The sequence below is a fragment of the Holdemania sp. 1001095H_141210_F2 genome (genome assembly GCF_015558105.1).
Classification (GTDB): Bacteria; Bacillota_I; Bacilli_A; order Erysipelotrichales; family Erysipelotrichaceae; genus Holdemania.
Genome location: NZ_JADNPO010000003.1, coordinates 152,728 through 172,413, shown reverse-complemented (window position 1 = coordinate 172,413; position 19,686 = coordinate 152,728). Strand labels below are relative to the sequence as shown.

The following is a 19,686-nucleotide window of genomic DNA, read 5'->3' as shown; positions in this document are numbered from 1 at the left end:
GCGTCCGTCAAGCGCCGGCTGGCTGACGATCATGAAAATGCGTCAGGAAATCGGCCAGCTGCGCTTCCGTCAGCGGCCGGGAATAATAAAACCCCTGAATCAGATCGACGCCTTCCGCTCGCACAAACTGATCCTGTCGGGATGTTTCCACCCCTTCCGCCAGTACTTCATACCCCAATTCATGAAAGACCCGGATCAAATATCCGAGCATCGTCGCGCTGCGCTTGTTTTCCACCGCCGACACGACCAGACTGCGGTCCAGCTTCACTGTGCTCAGCGGCATGTGCATGACTGAATCAATGTTGGAATAGCCGGTGCCAAAATCATCCATCTCCATCTTCACGCCATGTTCCATCATCGCCCGGGCAAAGCGGATCGTTTCCTCCGGATTTTCCGCCAGAGCTGTTTCGGTGATTTCAATGATGATCTGTTTGGGATCGGTCCGGCATTCCTTCAACGTTTGCAAGACGGTTTCCGCCAGCTCCGGCTGAACCAGCTGGACGGCCGAGAAATTGACGTGAACCGCCGGCAGCGGAATTCCCTGATCCTGCAGCCGGGCGATCATCGCGCAGATCTGCCGCAGAATCTGCCAGGTCATCGGGATGATCAAACCGGTTTCCTCAGCGATCGGTATAAATTCAGCCGGAGACAGCGCTCCCAACGGGCTTTCGGGAATCCGCATCAGTGATTCGACCGCGCTGATGCGTCCGGTCTTCACCGCCACAATCGGCTGATAAACCATAACCAGCGCCGCTTCCTGCAGCTTTTGTTTTAAGATTTCAATGATCTCCGTGCGCCGCCGCATCCCTTCCAGCATCGCCGGATCGCAATAGCATGTCGGCCAGTGATGCAGCTTCGCCTGATTGACCGCGTATTCCAGTCCGTTGATCAAGCATTCAAGATTTTCCGCACTGTCGGGATAAGCTGCCAGCCCGATCACCGCATGCAGCCGGTACTCATATCCGTCGACGTGAAACGGCTTGTTAAACAGGGCCAGAATGTCCTGCTGGAGTTTTTCCATTTCTTCCGGCGTGCGGTTGTGGATCAGCAGCGCGAATTCATCGCCGGAAAACCGGTATACCGGATACGGCGCCGCCATCGTTTTCAACGTCGCCGCGATCTGCTTGAGGAAGTGATCGCCGGTTCGCTGGCCGAAGTGATCGTTGATCTGCTTGAAGTCGCGCAGCGAAATCACCATGACTGAAAACAGCGAACGGCCGCGCTGCATCGACAGGTTGATCAGCTTCTGAAATTCAAGGCGGTTGCCCAACCCGGTCAACGGATCCAGAGAGATCTGCTTGTTCTGCAGATAGAGATAAATCAACAGGATCGCCGTCGTCGCCGCCGAACCACTTAAGACGACGTGGGGAAACAGCTGCTGGACTACGATGACGCTGCAGGCGATCAGCGGGAAAACAAATAGAATGCGATAAATCTGCGGCTGAAGCCAGCGGCGGTACCGCCGCACCAGCAGCACCGAAATCAGGCAGTAGAAATAAAAAATAAGATACGTTGCAATGATCAGCGGGCCGCGCAGATACATCCCCGCGCGAATTGAAAACAACGCGCCGGTGAAGGGGTTCAGCAGCACCAGCGCGGCATAGAAAATGCCGGGCAAAACGCCGAGTATTAACGCCAGCCGTCCCCCCGCGTGTTCCTCGAAAATCGTCGCTGCCGTGTAGCAATAATACGCCAGCCCCATTAACGGCGTCGCTAAAAAATAGATTTCCGTCACGCCCCAGCACAGCCACGATTCAACCCAATGCGGACTGGCCAGCATAAGCGTTGAAAGGACGTTCGATACCATCGCGGCAAAGGTCGCCCCCAGACAGCACTGAAACATCCGGTTTTTCCACGACGGCAGCAGCGTGCCTTTGTGGGCATACACCAGAATGATCGATAAGAAAACAATGGAGATGCACTCCGCCGCGATATTCCAGGACATACGCTCCCTCTTTTCTTTGAATTAGTTCGTTATTCAATCACTTTCATTATAACCATTTCTGAAAGCAATTACAATTCAAGAGTGATCGCCGCGAATGATGGAAAAGTCGTTCTTCCAGCTCTCTCCTTCTTAGATTTTACTTGTTGCCAACTTAAACGTTTCCTTCAGGAAAGCCTTTACAGAAGGCTTAACAGGCTCTCTGTTTGTCAGCTTCTGCTTCAAAAAATCCAGAAGCTCGGGATCACAATGCTTTTTTTCTAACGGGTATCCTTTATTCTTCTGCGGTTGGACAAAAAGAAATTCCGGATCTTCCAGATAACCGTAACATTCGGCATAGTTCAATCGGCTCCAGCTGTTTTCCGTGCTGACTTCAAATGCATCCTCGCCAAAGGAAAAGCGGATTGTATAACCGGTCTTCGATCTGAAATTTTCTTCGATTATTTCATTGATCGCATGCTGAACCATGGATTTGATGATTTTGGGTGTAGCACACGCCCTGACGAAAAAGAAACTTCCGCCAAAGATAAGAAAACAGGCTAATGCGAAGTCCGTCCCCCGCAAGATAAATAAAACTCCCAGTCCCATCAATAAAAGCGCTTCGCCCCAGCAGATGATCAGATAATTCCATTTTAATAAAGCATAATCAGAGCGCGTGGAAAGTTTGTAGAATACGCTGAGAGAGTAGGGGCCGGCGTGAGTTTGAACATGATTCTGATCCATCATCAATTTCTCCTGTTCGATTTTATCGCTTTGCGGATCCATTCCGGCGCGCAAGGCTGACTTTTTCTTTAACTTCATTATACCGGCGGATTCGGTGAAAAACAACGGGCATTCGTCTGACGGATCCACTCTGGCGCGCGAAAGAAAAAACATCCGCGATCAAACGAATGTTTCAGGGTTTATTCTTCTTCCAGCTCCGCCGCGGCCTTGTTCAGCTCGCGCATGTGCTGCCGGCGTTCCAGCGCGGTCAGATATTTCTTGCGGATCCGGATATCGGTCGGCGTCAGCTCGACCAGTTCGTCGTCGTTGATGAATTCCAGTGCTTCTTCCAGCGACATGATCTTCGGCGGAACCAGCTTCATCGCTTCATCGTTGCCGGTGGAACGAACGGCCGTCATCTTCTTGTTTTTCAGCGGATTGACGTCCATGTCCATATTCCGGGCCGCCATCCCGATGATCATGCCTTCGTAGACCTCGGTCTGCGGGGATACAAACAGCTGGCCGCGTTCCTGGATATTCCACAGCGCGTAGGTCATCGCCTTGCCGGTTTCCGTAGAGATCAGCGCGCCGTTGGCCCGCTGCGGGATATCGCCCTTGTAGGCTTCATAGCCGGCCAGACGGCGAACCATCGTGCCTTCCCCGCGCGTATCGTTGATGAATTCCGAACGGTAGCCCAATAAGCCGCGCGTCGGAACCGTGTATAAAATTCGCGTATAACTGCCTTCATCCTGAATATCGACCATGATTCCCTTACGCAGATTCAGTTTGGAAATGACCGTGCCTGAATATTCGTTAGGGACGCTGCACACGACTTCCTCAACCGGCTCGTACAGCGCGCCGTCGACCTTGTGCATGATGACCTCCGGCTTGGAGACCGCCACTTCATAGCCTTCCCGGCGCATGTTTTCCAACAGGACCGACAGATGCAGCTCGCCGCGGCCGGAAACCTTGAAGCAGTCGGTCGTATCGGTTTCTTCGACCTTCAGGCCGACGTTGACTTCCAGTTCCTTTTCCAGCCGTTCGCGGATGTTGCGGGAGGTGACATATTTTCCGGACTGTCCGGCAAATGGCGAGGTGTTGACCATGAAGTTCATCGACAGGGTCGGTTCTTCGATCCGGATCATCGGCAGCGGCCGGATGCTTTCCGGATCGCACAGCGTATCGCCGATCGAGATATCAGCCACGCCGGAGATCATGACGATCTCACCGCACTGGGCTTCCGAAACCGCAATCCGGCTCAAGCCCTTATACACGAACACCTGATTGATTTTACGGCGTTCCTGACGGCCTTCGTCATTGCACAGAATCACTGTGCTGCCCTCTTTCAGCGTTCCTTCATAAACCCGGCCGATGCCCAAACGACCGATGTAATCGTCGTAAGCCAGAGCGGAAACCTGCATCTGCACCGGTTCTTCCGTAAAATCCGGATACGCTTCGCAATGCTTCAGGATCGTTTCAAACAACGGGATGATATCCTCGTTTTCATCATTTGGCTGATAGCGCACAATTCCCTGACGGGCGATGCCGTAGAGAATCGGGAAATCCAGCTGCTCATCGGTCGCGTTCAGATCGAGGAACAAATCGTAAACCTCGTCGATAACCTGATCAGCCCGTTCATCCTTCTTGTCGATCTTGTTGATCAGAAGGATCGGACGCAGACCGCATTCCAGACTTTTCTGAAGCACGAAGCGGGTCTGCGGCATCGGTCCTTCGCTGGAGTCCACCAGCAGGATGACGGTGTCGACCGTCTTGATAATCCGTTCAACCTCGGAGGAAAAATCCGCGTGGCCCGGAGTATCGACAATATTGATTTTGTAATCCTTGTACGTCACGGAACAGTTCTTGGAATAAATCGTAATTCCCCGTTCCCGTTCCAGATCGTTGCTGTCCATAACGCAGTCGACCGTCTCCTCGTTATCCCGGAAAACGTGACTCTGATTTAAAAACGCATCTACCAGCGTCGACTTACCGGCGTCGACGTGGGCAATGACCGCGATGTTAATAATCTTCTGATATGCCATAAAAGTACCATTCCTTTACACAGTGATTTATTATAGACGCATTATCATTAAATTACAACAAAAACCGCATAACAAAGCGATAAATCGAAGATTGACAAATTTTGAAAAACGCGATGGAACGACTTTCTCACGTCTTGCTGAGCACCCGGTTTTCTCCCGTTTCTTCCCGATTGGGACAATCCCGGACGCCTTGCAGCTTGTGAGAATCCATGAATTTCAAGCAAACGAAAACCGGTCAGTCAGCGACCGGTTCGTTTTCCTCCTGCACCGTTGCAGCGGGCTCGGCTTCTGTTTCCGGCTGGGACACTTCCGCTGAAGACGGCAGCGTCAGGCCGCGGACGTTGAGATTGCGGTTAACCTTGGCGTCATAGGAGCCAGCCCGGACGATTTCCTTCAGGTCGATGCCGGTGGTTTCCTTCATCGACTCAAATAATTTCGCCATGACGGCCGGCACGTTATTGGACACCCCGTCCAATCCGCTGCCTTCGCCGCCGATAATCGTGATCTTGTCAATCTGGCTTAACGGTTCGGCAATCTTGCCGGCAACCTCCGGCAAAATCTGGATCAACATTTCCGCCATTGCGGCGTCGTTGTATTTCTGATAGGCCAGCGCTTTCTTTTCCATCGCTTCCGCCTCGGCAATGCCCTTGGCCCGGGCGGCTTCCGCTTCCGCTTCGCCGACCATCTGGATGCCCTGCGCTTCGCGTTCCTTCGTATACCGCTCCGCGTCGGCCTTGGCTTTCTGCGCCTCCGCTTCCTGCTGGATTTCAAATTTACGCGCTTCCGCTTCTTTCTGGCGGGCGTACAGCTGGGCGTCGGAACGCTGCTGCTGCGCGTATTTCTCCGCTTCCGCCTGCTTGCGGATCTGCGCGTCCAGTGCTTTTTCCTTGACCTCCGCTTCTTTTTCCTTCAACAGAACCTCGCGTTCCTGCTTGGCAATATTGGCGTTGGCCGATGTGATTTCAATCGTTTTGCGCTGGGTTTCCTGTTCGATCTGATATGCAGCGTCGGCTTCCGCCTGTTTGAGATCCGCTTCCTTTTTCAGTTCAGCCTTCTGGATTTCCAGCTCGTTGTTCTTGATCGCGATCTCGCGCTCGGCATTGATCCGCGCATCGCTGGCCTGCCGGTCGGCCTCGGCCTTCGCCACGGCGATTTCCTTGTCGGCTTCCGCTTTGGCGATCGCGGCCTTCTTCTTGATCTGCGAGATATTGTCGATGCCCAGATCGTCGATCACGCCGTTGGAGTCGGAGAAGTTCTGGACGTTGAAGCTGATGATGTCCAGTCCCATCGCCGCCAGATCCGGCATCGCGTTTTCCTTGACCAGCTCCGCAAATTTCTGCCGGTCGCTGACCATTTCCTCTAACTTCATGCGGCCGACGATCTCGCGCATGTTGCCTTCCAGCACTTCGCGCGCGACGCGGGCGATGTAATCCGTATCCTGATTCAGGAAGTTTTCCGCGGCGACGGACAACCGTTCGCTGTCGCTGCTGATCTTGATATTGACGGCGGCGTCGACTTGGATATTGATGTAATCCGCGGTCGGCACGGCAGTAGACGTCTTGACGTCGATCGGAATCAGCTTCAGACTCAGCCGGTCCATCCGTTCAAAGAAAGGAATTTTAATACTGGCCTTGCCGATGATAATTTTCTTCCGCAGGCCGGAAATGATATACGCCGTATCGGGCGGCGCTTTGATGTAGCCGGTCGTCAAAATTACGATGACGAGCACAGCAATGACGAGCACGATGATCAAACTCTGATAAGCCATTACTGCTTCCAACACAAACATCCCTCCTTCACTTGTGGTGGCGCCTTGCTTGCTTTCTGTTTGCCGATTCCTCACCTCTTTCCGGCAATTTGCTTCGATAATTTATTTCTCTTATTTATCTTATCAAATTGTTGATCTTAGTTTAGCATAGATTTTCCATTTTGTAAATATATTCACAAAATTCTTATTCAGCAGTTATCTCCCTCCGTTATTTCCATATAAAAAGACAGGAATCGAATCTCCTGTCAGTTCATTATTGAATCACAGATGCGGACGGCGCTTGCGTTTCTTCCTGGCCGATTTGTAGCGGCGCTGTTCCCGCCGGTAATCGCGAATCAAGATCAGACACAGAACCAAACCCAGCACGGTTAACCCGAAAAAGACGGTATGCGCTTTTACCCACAGCTGAAATTGATGGAAGCCGTAGAGCAGCGCGCTGCGTTTGTAACTGCGCGGACTGGTCAGCTCAATCCGAGCCAATTCCTGCGGGGTTTCCGTGTCGGTGCGGGTGATTGTCACCGTGCCCAAGCGCTGGCCTTCCTCAATCGGAGCTTGAAGCTCCCCGTCCAGCTGGGTTTCGATCTGCAGCGCAGACCGATCATCGCCGTTGGGAAGGTTCAGCACAACGTCGGTCCCGGCCTTCAATGTCAGCTTGTCGTTGAACAGGACAAACGGAACCTTGGTTTCCAACAACGTCTGATCCGCCGTTAAAACCGTTTGCTTGCTGTAATGGTCATAGAAATAATCATAGAGGTGAGCGGCGTCAAGAATGTGATACGGCGTATTGGATACCGGGGCATGCGCGGTGATCAACAGATACCGCGTGCCGTTTTTCTCCGCGATCGAAGCCAGACACAGACCGGCCGGATTGGTATACCCGGTTTTGCCGCCAAGAATCGAATCATTGGCAATCTTGGCAGGATCGGTCGATGAGATCTTCGCGAACAGCGTGCTTTCCCACACCAGCCCGCCGGGGTGCAGCGACGGGGTGGCGGTGTAGCGGCGGGTCTGGAAAATCTCGTTAAACGTCGGGTTTTCCAAAGCGTAGCGCATCAGCTTTTCCAAATCACGCAGCGTCGTGTAGTGATCCGGATCATGCAGCCCGGACGTATTGACAAAATGCGTTCCCGACATCCCCAACTCCGCGGCTTTTTCATTCATCAAATCGACAAACGCCGCTTCGCTGCCAGCTTCCTCCAGCGCCAGCGCCTGGGCGGCATCCGCGCCCGAAGGCAGAAACAAACCGTAAAGCAGATCCTTGACCGATACGATTTCCCCCGGCTTGAACCCGGCGACCGAAGCGTGCGCCTCTGCCAGTCCGGCGAACACCTCCGGCCCCAGCGTCATCGTGCTGTCCAGCGCCGGGGCGTTTTCAATCGCCACCAACAACGTCATCATCTTGGTCATGGAAGCGGGATAAATCTGATCCTCGCTGCCCTTGTCAATCATCACCTGGCCGGTGTCCATATCAATCATGTAGATAAAATCGCTTTTGACCGACGGGAAATCCACATCCTCTTCCAAATAAGATATCCCATCCTCAAAACGCGGGGCCTGCCGGCGCACGATTTCCCCGTTTTGAGAATCCACCGTGATCAAATCGCGGGCGGGCGCTTCCGCAAAAACCGGCGTCAGCGACAAACACAGCGCCAGTAAGCATAATTGAATCATTCCTTTTTTCACGTAACAAAACTCCTCGCTGAATTCCTTCTTATTATAACAAACCTTTCGGTGATCTTCCTTGCGATTTTCTTTCATTTTTCTCAAACTTCTTACGTTTTATTCCCGATTGAATACGAAACTCTAATCAGCCGCACACAGGCTGCGGACTTTCCTGAAAAGGATGCGTTCTGTTTCAGTCCCCTTTCAGAATAAAAAAGGAAGCTGGCGAATCCAATCTTCCGCCAGCCTTCATCAGGGGGTAATGCCAAACTTATTCCAAACGGCGGGATTGCGCGCGGTCACGGATCACGCTCAGACTGCTTGAGTAAGTGATCAGGAAGTAACCGCCGTAGATCAGGGCCAGGAACCCGCCGACAAGCAATACCTGGCTGCCGATATCAATTTTGACCAGCGCCACCAGCGACTGAATCACCGCGCTGACGCCGACGATGGAATGAACGATGGCCAATGCCAACGGGAACAGGAAATAGATTGCGATCTGAGTGAACAGCGAGCGGCGGATCATCTTCTCTTCGACGCCGATCTTGCGCAGCAAAGCGTAACGCTCCACGTTATCGGCGGATTCCGATAGCTGCTGCAAAGCCAGTATCGCGGCCGAAGCGATCAGGAAAACCAGGCCCAGATAGACGGCGATATAGGACAGAATCAGCTTCATGCCCCCGGAGGCCTCAAACATTTCCCCGCGGGTAACCGCGTTGTAGGCCAGACCGGTCTGCTTTCCATACGTTTTCGCCATTTCATTCAACAACACGTCGCCTTCCTCGGCTGAAACCTTGTAATTTACATTAAAAGACTGGCTGGCCGGAATTTTATTGACGAAAAACGAATCCGGCAGCACGATCGTTAAGAAGTTGCCGTAAGCGCTGAAATTCTGCAGCTGCAAGAACATCGCCGGCTGGCTCACCGTCAGCGTTCTGCCATCGACCGTCAGCTCGCGGTGCTCCTTCACCGCCTTGAAGATATCCGATTCCGCGGCGTTCATCGAATAGGTGATCAAATATTCGTTCTCCGCCAGCGTGACCTGCGGTTTTGACTGCATCGCCAGGGCGGCGTTGAGCTGGGACAGCGGCAGGAAATCAATCGCCATTTCCCCGACATCATGGGACGTGCTGTTCTGCATCGTCGCGATGACTTCCGGACTGCTGAAATCCTTGATTTTCACAGCCAGATCGTACAGATCCAGATCGGCGGCTTCACGGGCCAGGCCATCCAGATCCAGACCCCGCTCGCGATAGTCCTGAGATAAGCTAAACCCCAGCGTCTGCGTATCATAGACATACACGGTCGCGTCATAGGGCGAAGTCTTTTCAACGTCGCCCGCCAGGACCTGACCAAAGGACAATCCGGTGCACAACGCGCCGATCGTCAACAAAAGCATGATGCAGATGACGGTCATTGACACGAACGCCGAATTGATCCGGCTGTTCAGCTGACGCATGATAAACATGTTCAGATTACGGTAATAGAAACTCTTGCGGCTTTGCACAAACTTTAACAGGAAGCCGGACAGCGAGAAGAAAAACAGGAAGGTCCCGATCGAACCAAGCACGATCGAGGCGGTGAACTCCAGCGTGAACATCACAAAGCCATTGTCCAGGATCAGCGCGTAAGCACAGCCCAGAATGATCAGACTGGCGATGAACAGCACGACGGACAAGCCGATCGAGTGCAGCTTCAGCGTTTCGTTATGCCGATCCCCCTGAAGCAGGTCGATCAGTTTATACCGGCTGACGACCACGCTGTTGAAGATCAGCACGATCAGATACAACCCGCCGAAAAACAGCGCCGACAACAGAATCGCTTTCAAGGAAACGATAAACTCAAAGGCTTTGAGCTGAACCATGAACAGATTGGCAGTGACGACCGTCAGCGCCTGCGAGACCAGAATCCCCAAGCCCAGACCGACCGCGAAGGCCAACAAGCCGATCATCACGGTTTCGATCATCAGGATCCGGGCCACAGTGCCTTTGTTCATCCCCATCACCAGATACAGGCCAAGTTCTTTTTTACGCCGCCGGATCAGAAAGTTATTGGCGTAAACGATCAGAAAGCCCAGAACGATACAGACAAACACCGAGAAAATCTGCATCAGATTGTTTAACAATACCAGCATTTTCGCCTGCGACTGGCTCAGCGCCAGCATGACGGATTGGGACTGGATGGAATTGAAGACATAGAACAGGCAGACGCCGAAGGTCAGGGTCAGAAAGTAAACGCCATAATCCCGGATACTGCGGCGGACATTGCCAAGCGCGATTTTAAAGTACATTGTTGGTGTCCCCTCCCAACAAACTGACGACCTCGATGATGCGGTTGAAGAACGTCTTGCGGTCGTCGCCGCCGCGGACTAATTCATTGAAAATCCGGCCGTCCTTGATGAACAAAATGCGGTGGGCGAAGCTGGCGGTAAAGGCGTCGTGGGTAACCATCAAGATCGTGGCTTCCAGCGATTTGTTGAGCACCTCAAAGCTGTTCAGCAGCATTCTTGACGCTTTGGAATCCAACGCTCCGGTCGGCTCGTCAGCCAGAATCAGCGACGGATGGCAGATCATCGCGCGGGCGCAGGCGACGCGCTGCTGCTGGCCGCCGGACATCTGATACGGATATTTTTTCAAAACTTCCTCAATTCCCAGCTGTCCCGACAGTTTCTTAATACGGCTGTCGATCTTCTTCGGATTGACCCGCTGAATCGTCAACGGCAGCGCGATGTTTTCATACGCCGTCAGCGTATCCAGCAGATTGAAATCCTGGAAGATAAAGCCGAGCTGTTCGCGCCGGAACTTGGACAGCTGGCTGCTTTTCATCTTGGTGATGTCGTCCTTTCCGATCAATATGTGGCCGCTGGTCACGGTGTCGATCGTCGAGATGCAGTTGAGCAGCGTCGTTTTGCCGGAACCAGAGGGTCCCATGATCCCGACGAACTCCCCTTTCTTCACCTCGAAGCTGATATCCTCGATCGCCCGGGTGATGCTTCCTTTATTGCCGTAAATCTTTTCAATTTGTTTTACCTGTAATATCGTTTCCATAAGTTTTCCCTTCCTTTATTAATGAATATCGCCAAGGCCGTCCTGGCCCAACACAATGACCTGAAATAAAACCTGGCATACAATCAGAATCTTATTGAATGTTTTCATTTTATGATTCCTCCTTGATTACGGCTTTATTATAAGCTTGTCCTGTCTATTGTACCTTAGAAGGGACTTACAGCTCGCTAACAGAATTGTAAGATTCATCATTCAGCGATATCGTTTCCTATTTTTCTTCGCACGTCGGGTTATTGCGCCGCGAATAAACAAAGAGGGTGTATAATCAAGGCAGAAGGATTCGGGACTAAAAATCCGGGAATCCGCAGGACCATGCAAGCCTGCTGAAAGGAAAACTATGAAAATTGAAATCGGAATCGAACGACCAGCCTGTTTCCAGCCTGCCTATCCGGAGGAATTTGATCTGTTTTCCCATCTGGAGCTGGCCGCAGCGATCCCACAGGTCTTATTTGCCGTGACGACGTGGAAGGAAAATGGCAAGCCGAATATTTGTTTTCACAGCTGGAGCTGCTTCCATGGCGACAGAACGGCGTTCTTCGCCGTGCTCGGCAATCTGTATCAGCACACGCACACCTATGCCAATATCAAACGGACCCGCGGCTTTGCAATCAATTTTCTGCCGGTGCACTATTATGACGCGCTGATCGAAACCATCCGTCAAAACGAACTGGACGCCGATGAGTTTTCCGCCGGCGGCTTCACGCTGGAAAACGCCCGCACGATTTCCGCGCCGATCATTCAGGAGAGTTTTCTCACGTTGGAATGTTCGCTGAAATCCATGGAGGATCTCAGCGGGGCTGGAATCACCGCAATGGTTGTGGGCCAGGTGCGGCATTGTTGGATCGACTCCGATCTGTCCCCGGAAAGCCGATGCGGGAAAGCGGGATATATGTTGTTAATGCCCGGCGCACAGAACCTGAGCACCGGCGAGCCGAATCCCTCAATCATCGCTTCGCTCACGATTGAAAAGCGGGATTAGCACAGCCTGCCATGCGACAGGTGCATCCTCCACTTGCGGTATGCTTAATTTTTCCAATACAGAAAACTGGCCGTCCAAAGCTTATCCAAACGCTTTGACCGGCCAGTCTTTTTTACCAAGATCGCAAAAACATGTCATAAATCGCGATCTTCCCTGTTTTCTTTCAAAGAGACACAGAGGCACGCTTCCACAATAACGCAGGCAAAGGGAATCCACTTACCGGCGGTAAACGACCTTGCCGTCAACCATGGTCAGCAGCGCTTTGGCTGCAGTGGAGACGACCGGGTTATGATCAAACAGGACAAGATCGGCATCCTTGCCAACTTCCAGCGAACCGATCCGGTCTTCGCAGCCCAGGATCGTCGCCGCATTGATCGTGATCATCCGCAGCACGCGCTCCGCCGGACAGCCGAAGCGTACCGCTTCCCCCGCCTGAGCCAGAATCATCCATGGATTGCGGGCCGGACCGTCAGTCATGATCGCGCACAAAACGCCGCGCTCATCCAGATCTTTCAAGCAGCCGGTATCGACCAAATGCAGCTCGTTTTGCCCCTTCTGTGCCCCGATCGGACCGTAGATAATCGCCAGCCGGTCTTTTTCCGCTTCGATTTCATCAAGAAAATCACTGGATCCTAAAGCATGGTCGATCGTGATCCGGATGTCGAATTCCTTCGCCAGCTCGATGCACGTCAGGATATCGTGCTGATAGACATGGATTTTTAACGGGATCGTTTTATCAAGCACCAGCTCGCCGTTTTCCAACCCCTGATCGAACTTCGGCATTTTGGCCGGATCGTCCCCGGCTTCCTGCTTCTTCTTGCGGTAGTCCTGAACCTGATGGAAGTATTCGCGGATTGTTTCGGCGATCGCCATGCGCGTCATCGGACTTTGATTGCGTTTGCCGTAGACGCCCTTCGGATTGCCGCCGACCGCAGCCTTCAGCGCAAACGGCTGCTTCACGCAGCGCTCTGCCAGACTGGCCCCGGCAGATTTGATCACGCAGCCCAGACCGCAGATCACATTGGCGCTGCCCGGCACGATCCCGCTGGCGGTGATGCCGGTTTCCAAAGCGGAGGCAAACTGCGGCGATAACGGATCCACGCCGTCATAGGCGTTCAGCTGCGCCGTAACCGGATTGACACTTTCGTTGAGATCCTGCGCGCCGGTCCTGGTGTCGAAGCCGCCGATGTGGCTGTGCGCGTCGACCAGCCCCGGCAAGACGAGCAGCCCGGAAGCGTCGATGATTTCCGCGCCTTCCGCCGTGATGTTTTCCGCAATTTCAGCGATCTTCCCGTTCTCAATCAGAATATCGGCCTGCAGCGTTCCCTGCGGCCCCATCGTCATGACGGTTCCATTTTTAATCAGCTTCATTGTTGATAACCTCCCTGAACATAGACGACCTTGCCCTGCATGAAGACCTTTTCAACCCGGCCTTCATAGGTTTCGATCGGATTGGCGCTCCAAATGACGAAGTCCGCGTCCTTGCCCGCTTCAATCGAACCGATCTGATCCGCACAGCCCAGCAGCTTCGCCGCCTGACTTGTCAGCATGCTTAACACGGCTTCGCTGTCCTCACAGGCGCGCATCATCCGCGCCGCCGTCCAGATCAGCCCTTCCTTCCCGTTGGGATTGTTGCCGATCGTCGCCATCGCGATTGGCAGTCCCTTCTTATATAACGCATATAATCCTTCCAGATCCGCTTTCTGCGAATAGGCATTAAAGCCATATGACAGATTGCCCAGAATCACGCCCTGAATCTTATCTAACAGATCGACGTCTTCCGCATGGATATCATAGCCCAGCGCCAGAATTGGTTTCAGATCGTAATCGGCGCAAACCCGCAGCACGCCCCGCAGCTCGGCGGCGTTGTTGGCGGCGATCACCAGCGGCATTTCCTTCGCCAGCACCTTTTTCAGCGCCTTGGCTTTTTCATCCCGCTTGGTTTCCGGCTTGTTCTCGTCATACTCCTGCGCCTGCCGCAGCGCATCCCGCAGCAAGCTGAAAATTCCCATCTTCGTCATCGGCGCTACATTGCGGGAACCATAGGCTTCCTTGACCTGATCGGTCACGGAACCTTTCATCCCCACCTCATCCTTCACCAACATTTTAAACGGATTGATGCCGGCCGTTCTGAAAACCGCCATCTGGCCGCCCAGAATATTGGAATTGCTCGGCGAGGCTGCCAACGCGGTTATTCCATAGGTGTACGGCGCCTGTTCGCTGACGCAGTCCCCATCATAAGCATAGAGCGCCTTTAAATGCGGCGTAAGCGGATCGCTCTTTTCGTCGTTATCGCGCACTTCCCCACGCCGGATCGCCATGCCCAGCTCGCTCATCGCGTCGATCAATCCCGGCAGAATGACTTTGCCGGAAACGTCGATGTACCCTTCGGCTTTTCCTTTTAAATTCTTCCCCACTTCAACGATCTTTCCGTTGTCGATCAGAATATCGGTGTTTTCCAGCACTTCCCCCTTGCCGGTATGGATTGTGCCGCCCGTGATGCAGATCATAAAATCCCTCCTCAAGAATCATGTCTTTATTGTACGCCAGAGGAACAAGGAAAGGCAAGCCGCAGATGCAGGAACTCCTCATTTAAAAAGATGATCAATATGCGGATCAAAAACAGACGGCCTACCCCTCCGCCTCGGGCAAGCCGTCAAAGATCCTGCTTTCTAAACGTAAAATATCCTGCATTTCAATCCGCGTCCCGTCCATCAAGACGAGCGTCCGCTGAATCGCGTCGATCTTTTTTAACACTCCCTGAAGCGTCTGGTAAACGCCGCCTGTTTTTTTCTCATCAGCGATAAAGTAAGTCACTTCCAGTTCAGGATGTTCATGGATCCGCAGCATGAGTCCCTGCAGCTTTTTATCCAGCACCCGCTTTTCATCCTCCGCTAACAGAATTTTTTCGCTGGTTAATCGGGCCGCTTCCCGGATTTCATCGTCATACCCGGTCAACGCGGCGAACGGGTTAAACTGCGCCGCCCGGTCCATCCGCGCCATCGGCTGGTGGATTTTCGAGGTGGGATGAGGAAGATCAACGATGTCTTCATAGGGAAAATAATCCGCTTTCTTCGTCTGCATCCTCCGCCTCCTTACGCCTTATGTCCGCCGATCTGCCGGTTGCGCTCGATCGTCGTCGCCCCCTCCAGCAGATTGGTTCCTTTTAAAATGGCATTCTTGCCATATTTCCGCTTGATTTTCAAAATCGCCTGCTGCACCTGCTTCTCTTTTTCCAGATCGGCATTTTCCTGTTCCCGCTGGCGCAGAATCGCTTCGGCGTCGCTGAACAGATCGAACTGTTCGACGCTTTGTCCACCCCCCGCCTCGCTTTCCGGCCGCACATGCAGCGCATTCACGCCGACGCGGTGAACCAGCAGCGAGGGATCCACAATCCGGTCGAACAGCGCCAGCATCGCCTCGACGATCAGCTTGCCGGAAGCACAGGGACGGGTCAGACGCGTTGTTCCATGCGCGGATTGGGGAACCTCACGCCCGCTGCGGTCCTTTTTCACCGGCCCCTGATACCGTCGACGCACTTCTGGATCGCGCAGATTCTCGGCGGCATAACTGACATACAGCCCCAGCTGATCGGTAACCAGTCCCTTTTCCACCAAATCCAGCGCTAACAAATCCGTCATTTCCCGGATGATCAGGCGGGCTTTCTTTGCCGGATATGGACAACGCAGCACCTGACCGCTGCCCAGACTGCGGGATTCAGGTTGATAAGCTTTGATATCCGCGATCGTGCAAGGTTCCCAGCCCCACGCATGATCGATCAACAGCTCGGCATTCACGCCGAACAATTTATACAACAGCGTTTCGCTGCGGAAGTGATCGGGATCGGCCAGCGAACAGCGCGCGATATCGCCCATCGTCATCAAGCCGTGGTCTTCCAGCTTTTTAGCATAGCCCCGGCCGATGCGCCAGAAATCAGTCAGCGGCCGGTGTGTCCAGCATTGCCGGCGATAGCTCATCTCATCCAGTTCAGCGATCCGCGTTCCGTCCTGATCCGCTTCGACATGCTTGGCGACGATATCCATCGCCACTTTGGCTAAATACAAATTTGTTCCAATCCCGACGGTCGCGGTAATGCCTGTCGTTTGCAGCACATCCTGAACGATCCGCTTCGCTAGCTCCCTGCCGGAAATCCCCAACGGATTCAAATAGGCGCTGACGTCCATGAACACCTCGTCAATGGAATACACATGGATATCCTGCGGGGAAACGTAGTTCAGATACAGCTGGTATATCTGGCGGCTGACCTCAATATACCGCGCCATCCGCGGCGGGGCGGCAATATAGGCAGCCGCAAGCTGCAAAGAACGCGCCAGCTCCTCCGCGTTCCAGGATGAACCGATCAACTTCCCATGCGGCGCATGCCGGAGGCGCTGGGCATTGACGATCGCCATTTTCTCAACGACTTCAAATAAACGCGGACGCCCCGCCAATCCCAGCTTTTTTAACGAGGGGGAAACCGCCAGACAGATTGTCTTTTCCGTGCGGCTTTCATCCGCAACCGCCAGATGCGTCGTCAATGGATCCAGTCCCCGATCGACGCACTCCACTGAAGCATAAAACGATTTGAGATCGATCGCCAGAATCACACGTTCCTTCTGCATACCCAAGTCCCCTTTCACCCTTCGTCTGATGAATCCGATGCCCGTTCCTTAATCCAGCTGACTTTGAATTTATTATACCTGTTAATTGAATTATTTTCAAGTTTAATTCCGGTCTTTGCGGCGTTTCTCTCCCCTTCGCTTCGTCTTCTCTGCTTAGTCTGCACCGGGACTCCCACTTCATCCAAAACAAGAAAAACGTCCTTGCGGACGCTTCATTGATGGAAAATTAACGCTGTGGAAAGCAGCTTGACCAGCGCGCAGTAGCGCTGAGAGCTGAACGTTTCGTTGAGCGAACAGAACTTGTCGGCCAGACAGACGATCATGCTTTCCCGATACCGCGGCGGTATCGGCACCAGCGGAAACATGTGACGGGCGATGATGTTGCGTTCCACGGCGTTTAAATTAAAATCCTGCACCGCATTGCACAGCGCTGTGAAGGGATGCGTAAACCCATGCAGCCCGTATTCCTTATGCGGCTGATGCCAGTCGTAAAGAAAATAATCGTGCAGCAGCGCTCCCCGCACCAGACTGCTTTTATCACAGTTCAGATTCCATTTTCGATCCAGCATCAGGCTGTAATACGCCACGGCAATCGCATGATCCAGCGTCGTCGTATCCCCATGCTGAAGATAGCCGCGCATCGACTGCACCTTTTCCGTATTCAGCGTCGCCTGCGCATAGACTCTCAGAAGCTCTACCAGCTCCGTTTGTTCATCGTTGTTTTCGATCATAGTTCACCCATTCTTTTCGCCCTTATTATAATCAGAGGCGATCGAAAAGCAAGCGTTTTTCCCTGAACTTCGATCTTTTTGAAAGTTTTCCGTTTCAGCGCACAGCCTTATTCACTCATTGATTCCGGAAGCAAAAAGCCGGACAGCGGAAAGCTCAGCTTGATCATCGTTCCCATGCCGGGCTGGGATTCAGCCTGAATGCCGATATTCATTTTCTCGCACAGCTGTTTAACCAGATACAGCCCCATCCCCGTCGATCGGGCCACCTGCCGGCCGTTGTCTCCGGTAAAGCCTTTATCGAAAATTCGCGGCAGATCACGGGCGCTGATCCCACATCCATTGTCTTCGATGGTCAGCACCACCTGACTGTCCCGCGCTTCGGCAGCAAACCGCAGCTGAGGTTTCTCCGCCGCCCGATATTTGACGGCGTTGGTCACGATCTGGCCGAGGATGAAATCGATCCATTTCACATCGGTATAGACGATCTGATCCAGATTCTCCCGCTGAATTGAAAACTGCCGGGAGATCAGGATTTTCGCATGATTTTTGATCACCTGACTGACGATGTGATCCAACGAACAGCGGCGGATCACGTAGTCTTTTTCCACCACGGAGGAACGGGTGTAGTAGAGTGCCTGTTCGACATATTGATCGATCCGGTCAATCTCCTCCTCCAGCGAGCGCGTCACCGGATCAGGATGATTCTCAATGATCAGCTTGCTCGAGGCGATCGGCGTTTTGACTTCATGCACCCAGGTTTCAATGTAACGGCTGTAATCTTCGTTGCGGCGGCGGTATTCGGCGATCGTATCGTTCATCGACTTACTGACGATCCGGAACAGCTGCGTCAGCTTCTGCCCTTCGACAAAGCCGGGCGACTCGACGATCTCCGAAAGATAATACTTTTCTTCCAGCTGGTCAAGCAAGTTGAACGTCTGATCGAAAAAGGTTTTCTTGCGGTAAAATTCCACGCCCAGCGTGACGCTGGTCAACGTCAGATAGAGAAACGCCAGAAATCCCAGCGCGAAACCGCTGACGCGCAGTAACCGCAGCAGCACCCCGGCAAAAAGCAGAAAAATCGTCTGGCCCAACAGAAACAGCCAGCGGTCCTGAAGGAATTCTTTGAACGTCATATGCGATACCCCAGCCCGCGTTTGGTCGACAGATAGTCCGGGCTCACGCCGATACTTTCCAATTTTCGCCGCAGCCGGTTGATATTGACAGTCAGCGTGTTGTCGTCGACAAATTCCTCCGACTGCCATAAATCAGTCATGATTTCGTCGCGGCTGACGATCGTGCCCTGCTTGCGCATCAACAGCCACAGGATTCGAATTTCGTTTTTCGTCAGCTCCACGCTTTGATTTTCGTGCATCACGCAGCCCTTGCTTAAATCCAGCGTCACGCCTTTGACCTCTAACAGCCGTCCCTGATCCTGCGGATAGGCGCGCTTTAAAACTGCCTGAATATGCGCCAGAAGGATCTGGACATTGTAAGGCTTAGTGATGAAGTCGTCGGCGCCTAAACTCATGCTCATTAACTCATCCAGATCGCTGCTGCGGCTGGTCACCATCAGGATGGGAATCGAAGATTGCTGGCGGAGCGAACGGCAGATCATATAGCCGTCCATTTCCGGCAGATTGATATCCAGTAAGACCAGATGCGGCTGAATCCGCAGGATCTGTTGGTCGACCTCATGAAAATCGGAGAGCGTCAGCGCCTCATAGCCATAGCGGTTTAACAGGTTCTGCAGCTCCACCCGGATTTTTTCTTCATCTTCGACAATCAAGATTTTAAACATTCCCAATCCCTCCTCGTATGGTCTTATTATACACTAACAGAAAATCTTCCTGCCATGGCTTTTCCGCTCTCTAACAAAACTGTTAGATTCCATGGTTTGAAAATCACAAAAAAGTCCTGATTACAGGACTTTCAATCCCGGTTTCCCGGGAAATTTGATTTCAAATGGTGCACCGAACGGGACTTGAACCCGTACGAATAAATCACACGCCCCTCAAACGTGCGCGTCTGCCGATTCCGCCACCGGTGCATTGCTTAATTATTATAGCAAAGTTCCATTCAAAAAGGAAGAATTTTTATTCACACGTCGCTTTTTCATGAGCAGGAAGAAACAATGGGAAATCATTCAAAAAGAAAACAGAAAAAACCGCGGCTG

General features: G+C 52.8%; 15 protein-coding genes and 1 tRNA gene. 1 reads left to right on the top strand and 15 read right to left on the bottom strand.

The genetic code is table 11. The features are described from left to right. Positions 1 to 7: 7 nt before the first annotated feature. The 7 genes from I2G61_RS03285 to I2G61_RS03255 form a co-directional block, all read right to left on the bottom strand. A complete protein-coding gene (locus I2G61_RS03285; RefSeq protein WP_072685802.1) occupies positions 8 to 1,945 on the bottom strand; it encodes a bifunctional diguanylate cyclase/phosphodiesterase in 1,938 nt (645 codons plus the stop codon). Positions 1,946 to 2,074: 129 nt separating this feature from the next. Then, a complete protein-coding gene (locus I2G61_RS03280; RefSeq protein ID WP_195395936.1) occupies positions 2,075 to 2,668 on the bottom strand; it encodes a YcxB family protein in 594 nt (197 codons plus the stop codon). Positions 2,669 to 2,844: 176 nt separating this feature from the next. Further along, positions 2,845 to 4,686: a translational GTPase TypA gene (typA, locus tag I2G61_RS03275; protein ID WP_195395935.1), complete on the bottom strand. Its 1,842-nt coding sequence runs from the start codon at positions 4,684 to 4,686 to the stop codon at positions 2,845 to 2,847. Between the two features lie 235 nt (positions 4,687 to 4,921). Next, positions 4,922 to 6,454 carry a flotillin family protein gene (locus I2G61_RS03270; RefSeq protein ID WP_229100665.1) on the bottom strand — a complete coding sequence of 511 codons (1,533 nt, stop codon included), beginning with the start codon at positions 6,452 to 6,454 and terminating at the stop codon, positions 4,922 to 4,924. Positions 6,455 to 6,715: 261 nt separating this feature from the next. Then, positions 6,716 to 8,137 (bottom strand): D-alanyl-D-alanine carboxypeptidase family protein, encoded by a 1,422-nt coding sequence (locus I2G61_RS03265; protein ID WP_159432836.1) that lies wholly within the window; start codon positions 8,135 to 8,137, stop codon positions 6,716 to 6,718. Between the two features lie 250 nt (positions 8,138 to 8,387). After that, complete coding sequence (locus I2G61_RS03260) at positions 8,388 to 10,406, bottom strand: ABC transporter permease (RefSeq protein ID WP_195547902.1); 2,019 nt, start codon at positions 10,404 to 10,406, stop codon at positions 8,388 to 8,390. Further along, complete coding sequence (locus I2G61_RS03255; RefSeq protein WP_195547901.1) at positions 10,396 to 11,163, bottom strand: ABC transporter ATP-binding protein; 768 nt, start codon at positions 11,161 to 11,163, stop codon at positions 10,396 to 10,398. Before I2G61_RS03255 ends, I2G61_RS03260 begins: the two co-directional genes overlap by 11 nt. Before the next feature lie 355 nt (positions 11,164 to 11,518). Between I2G61_RS03255 and I2G61_RS03250 the strand changes: the two genes are divergently transcribed. After that, positions 11,519 to 12,160 carry a flavin reductase family protein gene (locus tag I2G61_RS03250; RefSeq protein ID WP_195547900.1) on the top strand — a complete coding sequence of 214 codons (642 nt, stop codon included), beginning with the start codon at positions 11,519 to 11,521 and terminating at the stop codon, positions 12,158 to 12,160. Positions 12,161 to 12,376: 216 nt separating this feature from the next. Here the strand turns inward: I2G61_RS03250 and I2G61_RS03245 are convergent, their stop codons facing one another. From I2G61_RS03245 to I2G61_RS03210, 8 genes are all read right to left on the bottom strand, one after another. Beyond that, complete coding sequence (locus tag I2G61_RS03245) at positions 12,377 to 13,531, bottom strand: amidohydrolase family protein (RefSeq protein ID WP_195547899.1); 1,155 nt, start codon at positions 13,529 to 13,531, stop codon at positions 12,377 to 12,379. After that, positions 13,528 to 14,670, bottom strand: coding sequence for an amidohydrolase family protein (locus I2G61_RS03240; RefSeq protein WP_195547898.1), 1,143 nt, complete (start codon positions 14,668 to 14,670; stop codon positions 13,528 to 13,530). Before I2G61_RS03240 ends, I2G61_RS03245 begins: the two co-directional genes overlap by 4 nt. Before the next feature lie 121 nt (positions 14,671 to 14,791). Further along, a complete protein-coding gene (locus I2G61_RS03235) occupies positions 14,792 to 15,244 on the bottom strand; it encodes a hypothetical protein (protein ID WP_195547897.1) in 453 nt (150 codons plus the stop codon). Between the two features lie 11 nt (positions 15,245 to 15,255). Continuing rightward, entirely contained in the window at positions 15,256 to 16,782 is a 1,527-nt protein-coding gene (locus I2G61_RS03230) for a DNA methylase (RefSeq protein WP_195547896.1), read from the bottom strand. 212 nt (positions 16,783 to 16,994) lie between these two features. Beyond that, on the bottom strand, positions 16,995 to 17,513 hold the full coding sequence (locus I2G61_RS03225; RefSeq protein ID WP_195547895.1) for an HD domain-containing protein: 519 nt from the start codon (positions 17,511 to 17,513) through the stop codon (positions 16,995 to 16,997). A 107-nt stretch (positions 17,514 to 17,620) separates the two neighbouring features. Then, positions 17,621 to 18,646: a HAMP domain-containing sensor histidine kinase gene (locus I2G61_RS03220; RefSeq protein WP_072685777.1), complete on the bottom strand. Its 1,026-nt coding sequence runs from the start codon at positions 18,644 to 18,646 to the stop codon at positions 17,621 to 17,623. Continuing rightward, a complete protein-coding gene (locus I2G61_RS03215) occupies positions 18,643 to 19,311 on the bottom strand; it encodes a response regulator transcription factor (RefSeq protein WP_072685775.1) in 669 nt (222 codons plus the stop codon). The genes I2G61_RS03220 and I2G61_RS03215 overlap by 4 nt, the downstream gene beginning before the upstream one ends. Before the next feature lie 165 nt (positions 19,312 to 19,476). Continuing rightward, positions 19,477 to 19,560: transfer RNA gene (locus I2G61_RS03210), tRNA-Leu, on the bottom strand. Positions 19,561 to 19,686: the final 126 nt, after the last annotated feature.

Coding starts and splice junctions, on each gene's coding strand:
- I2G61_RS03285 (WP_072685802.1), bottom strand. CDS start 1,945: ATGTCCTGGAATATCGCGGCGGAGTGCATCTCCATTGTTTTCTTATCG.
- I2G61_RS03240 (WP_195547898.1), bottom strand. CDS start 14,670: ATGATCTGCATCACGGGCGGCACAATCCATACCGGCAAGGGGGAAGTG.
- I2G61_RS03215 (WP_072685775.1), bottom strand. CDS start 19,311: ATGTTTAAAATCTTGATTGTCGAAGATGAAGAAAAAATCCGGGTGGAG.
- I2G61_RS03280 (WP_195395936.1), bottom strand. CDS start 2,668: ATGATGGATCAGAATCATGTTCAAACTCACGCCGGCCCCTACTCTCTC.
- I2G61_RS03225 (WP_195547895.1), bottom strand. CDS start 17,513: ATGATCGAAAACAACGATGAACAAACGGAGCTGGTAGAGCTTCTGAGA.
- I2G61_RS03220 (WP_072685777.1), bottom strand. CDS start 18,646: ATGACGTTCAAAGAATTCCTTCAGGACCGCTGGCTGTTTCTGTTGGGC.
- I2G61_RS03255 (WP_195547901.1), bottom strand. CDS start 11,163: ATGGAAACGATATTACAGGTAAAACAAATTGAAAAGATTTACGGCAAT.
- I2G61_RS03235 (WP_195547897.1), bottom strand. CDS start 15,244: ATGCAGACGAAGAAAGCGGATTATTTTCCCTATGAAGACATCGTTGAT.
- typA (WP_195395935.1), bottom strand. CDS start 4,686: ATGGCATATCAGAAGATTATTAACATCGCGGTCATTGCCCACGTCGAC.
- I2G61_RS03260 (WP_195547902.1), bottom strand. CDS start 10,406: ATGTACTTTAAAATCGCGCTTGGCAATGTCCGCCGCAGTATCCGGGAT.
- I2G61_RS03270 (WP_229100665.1), bottom strand. CDS start 6,454: ATGGCTTATCAGAGTTTGATCATCGTGCTCGTCATTGCTGTGCTCGTC.
- I2G61_RS03250 (WP_195547900.1), top strand. CDS start 11,519: ATGAAAATTGAAATCGGAATCGAACGACCAGCCTGTTTCCAGCCTGCC.
- I2G61_RS03230 (WP_195547896.1), bottom strand. CDS start 16,782: ATGCAGAAGGAACGTGTGATTCTGGCGATCGATCTCAAATCGTTTTAT.
- I2G61_RS03245 (WP_195547899.1), bottom strand. CDS start 13,531: ATGAAGCTGATTAAAAATGGAACCGTCATGACGATGGGGCCGCAGGGA.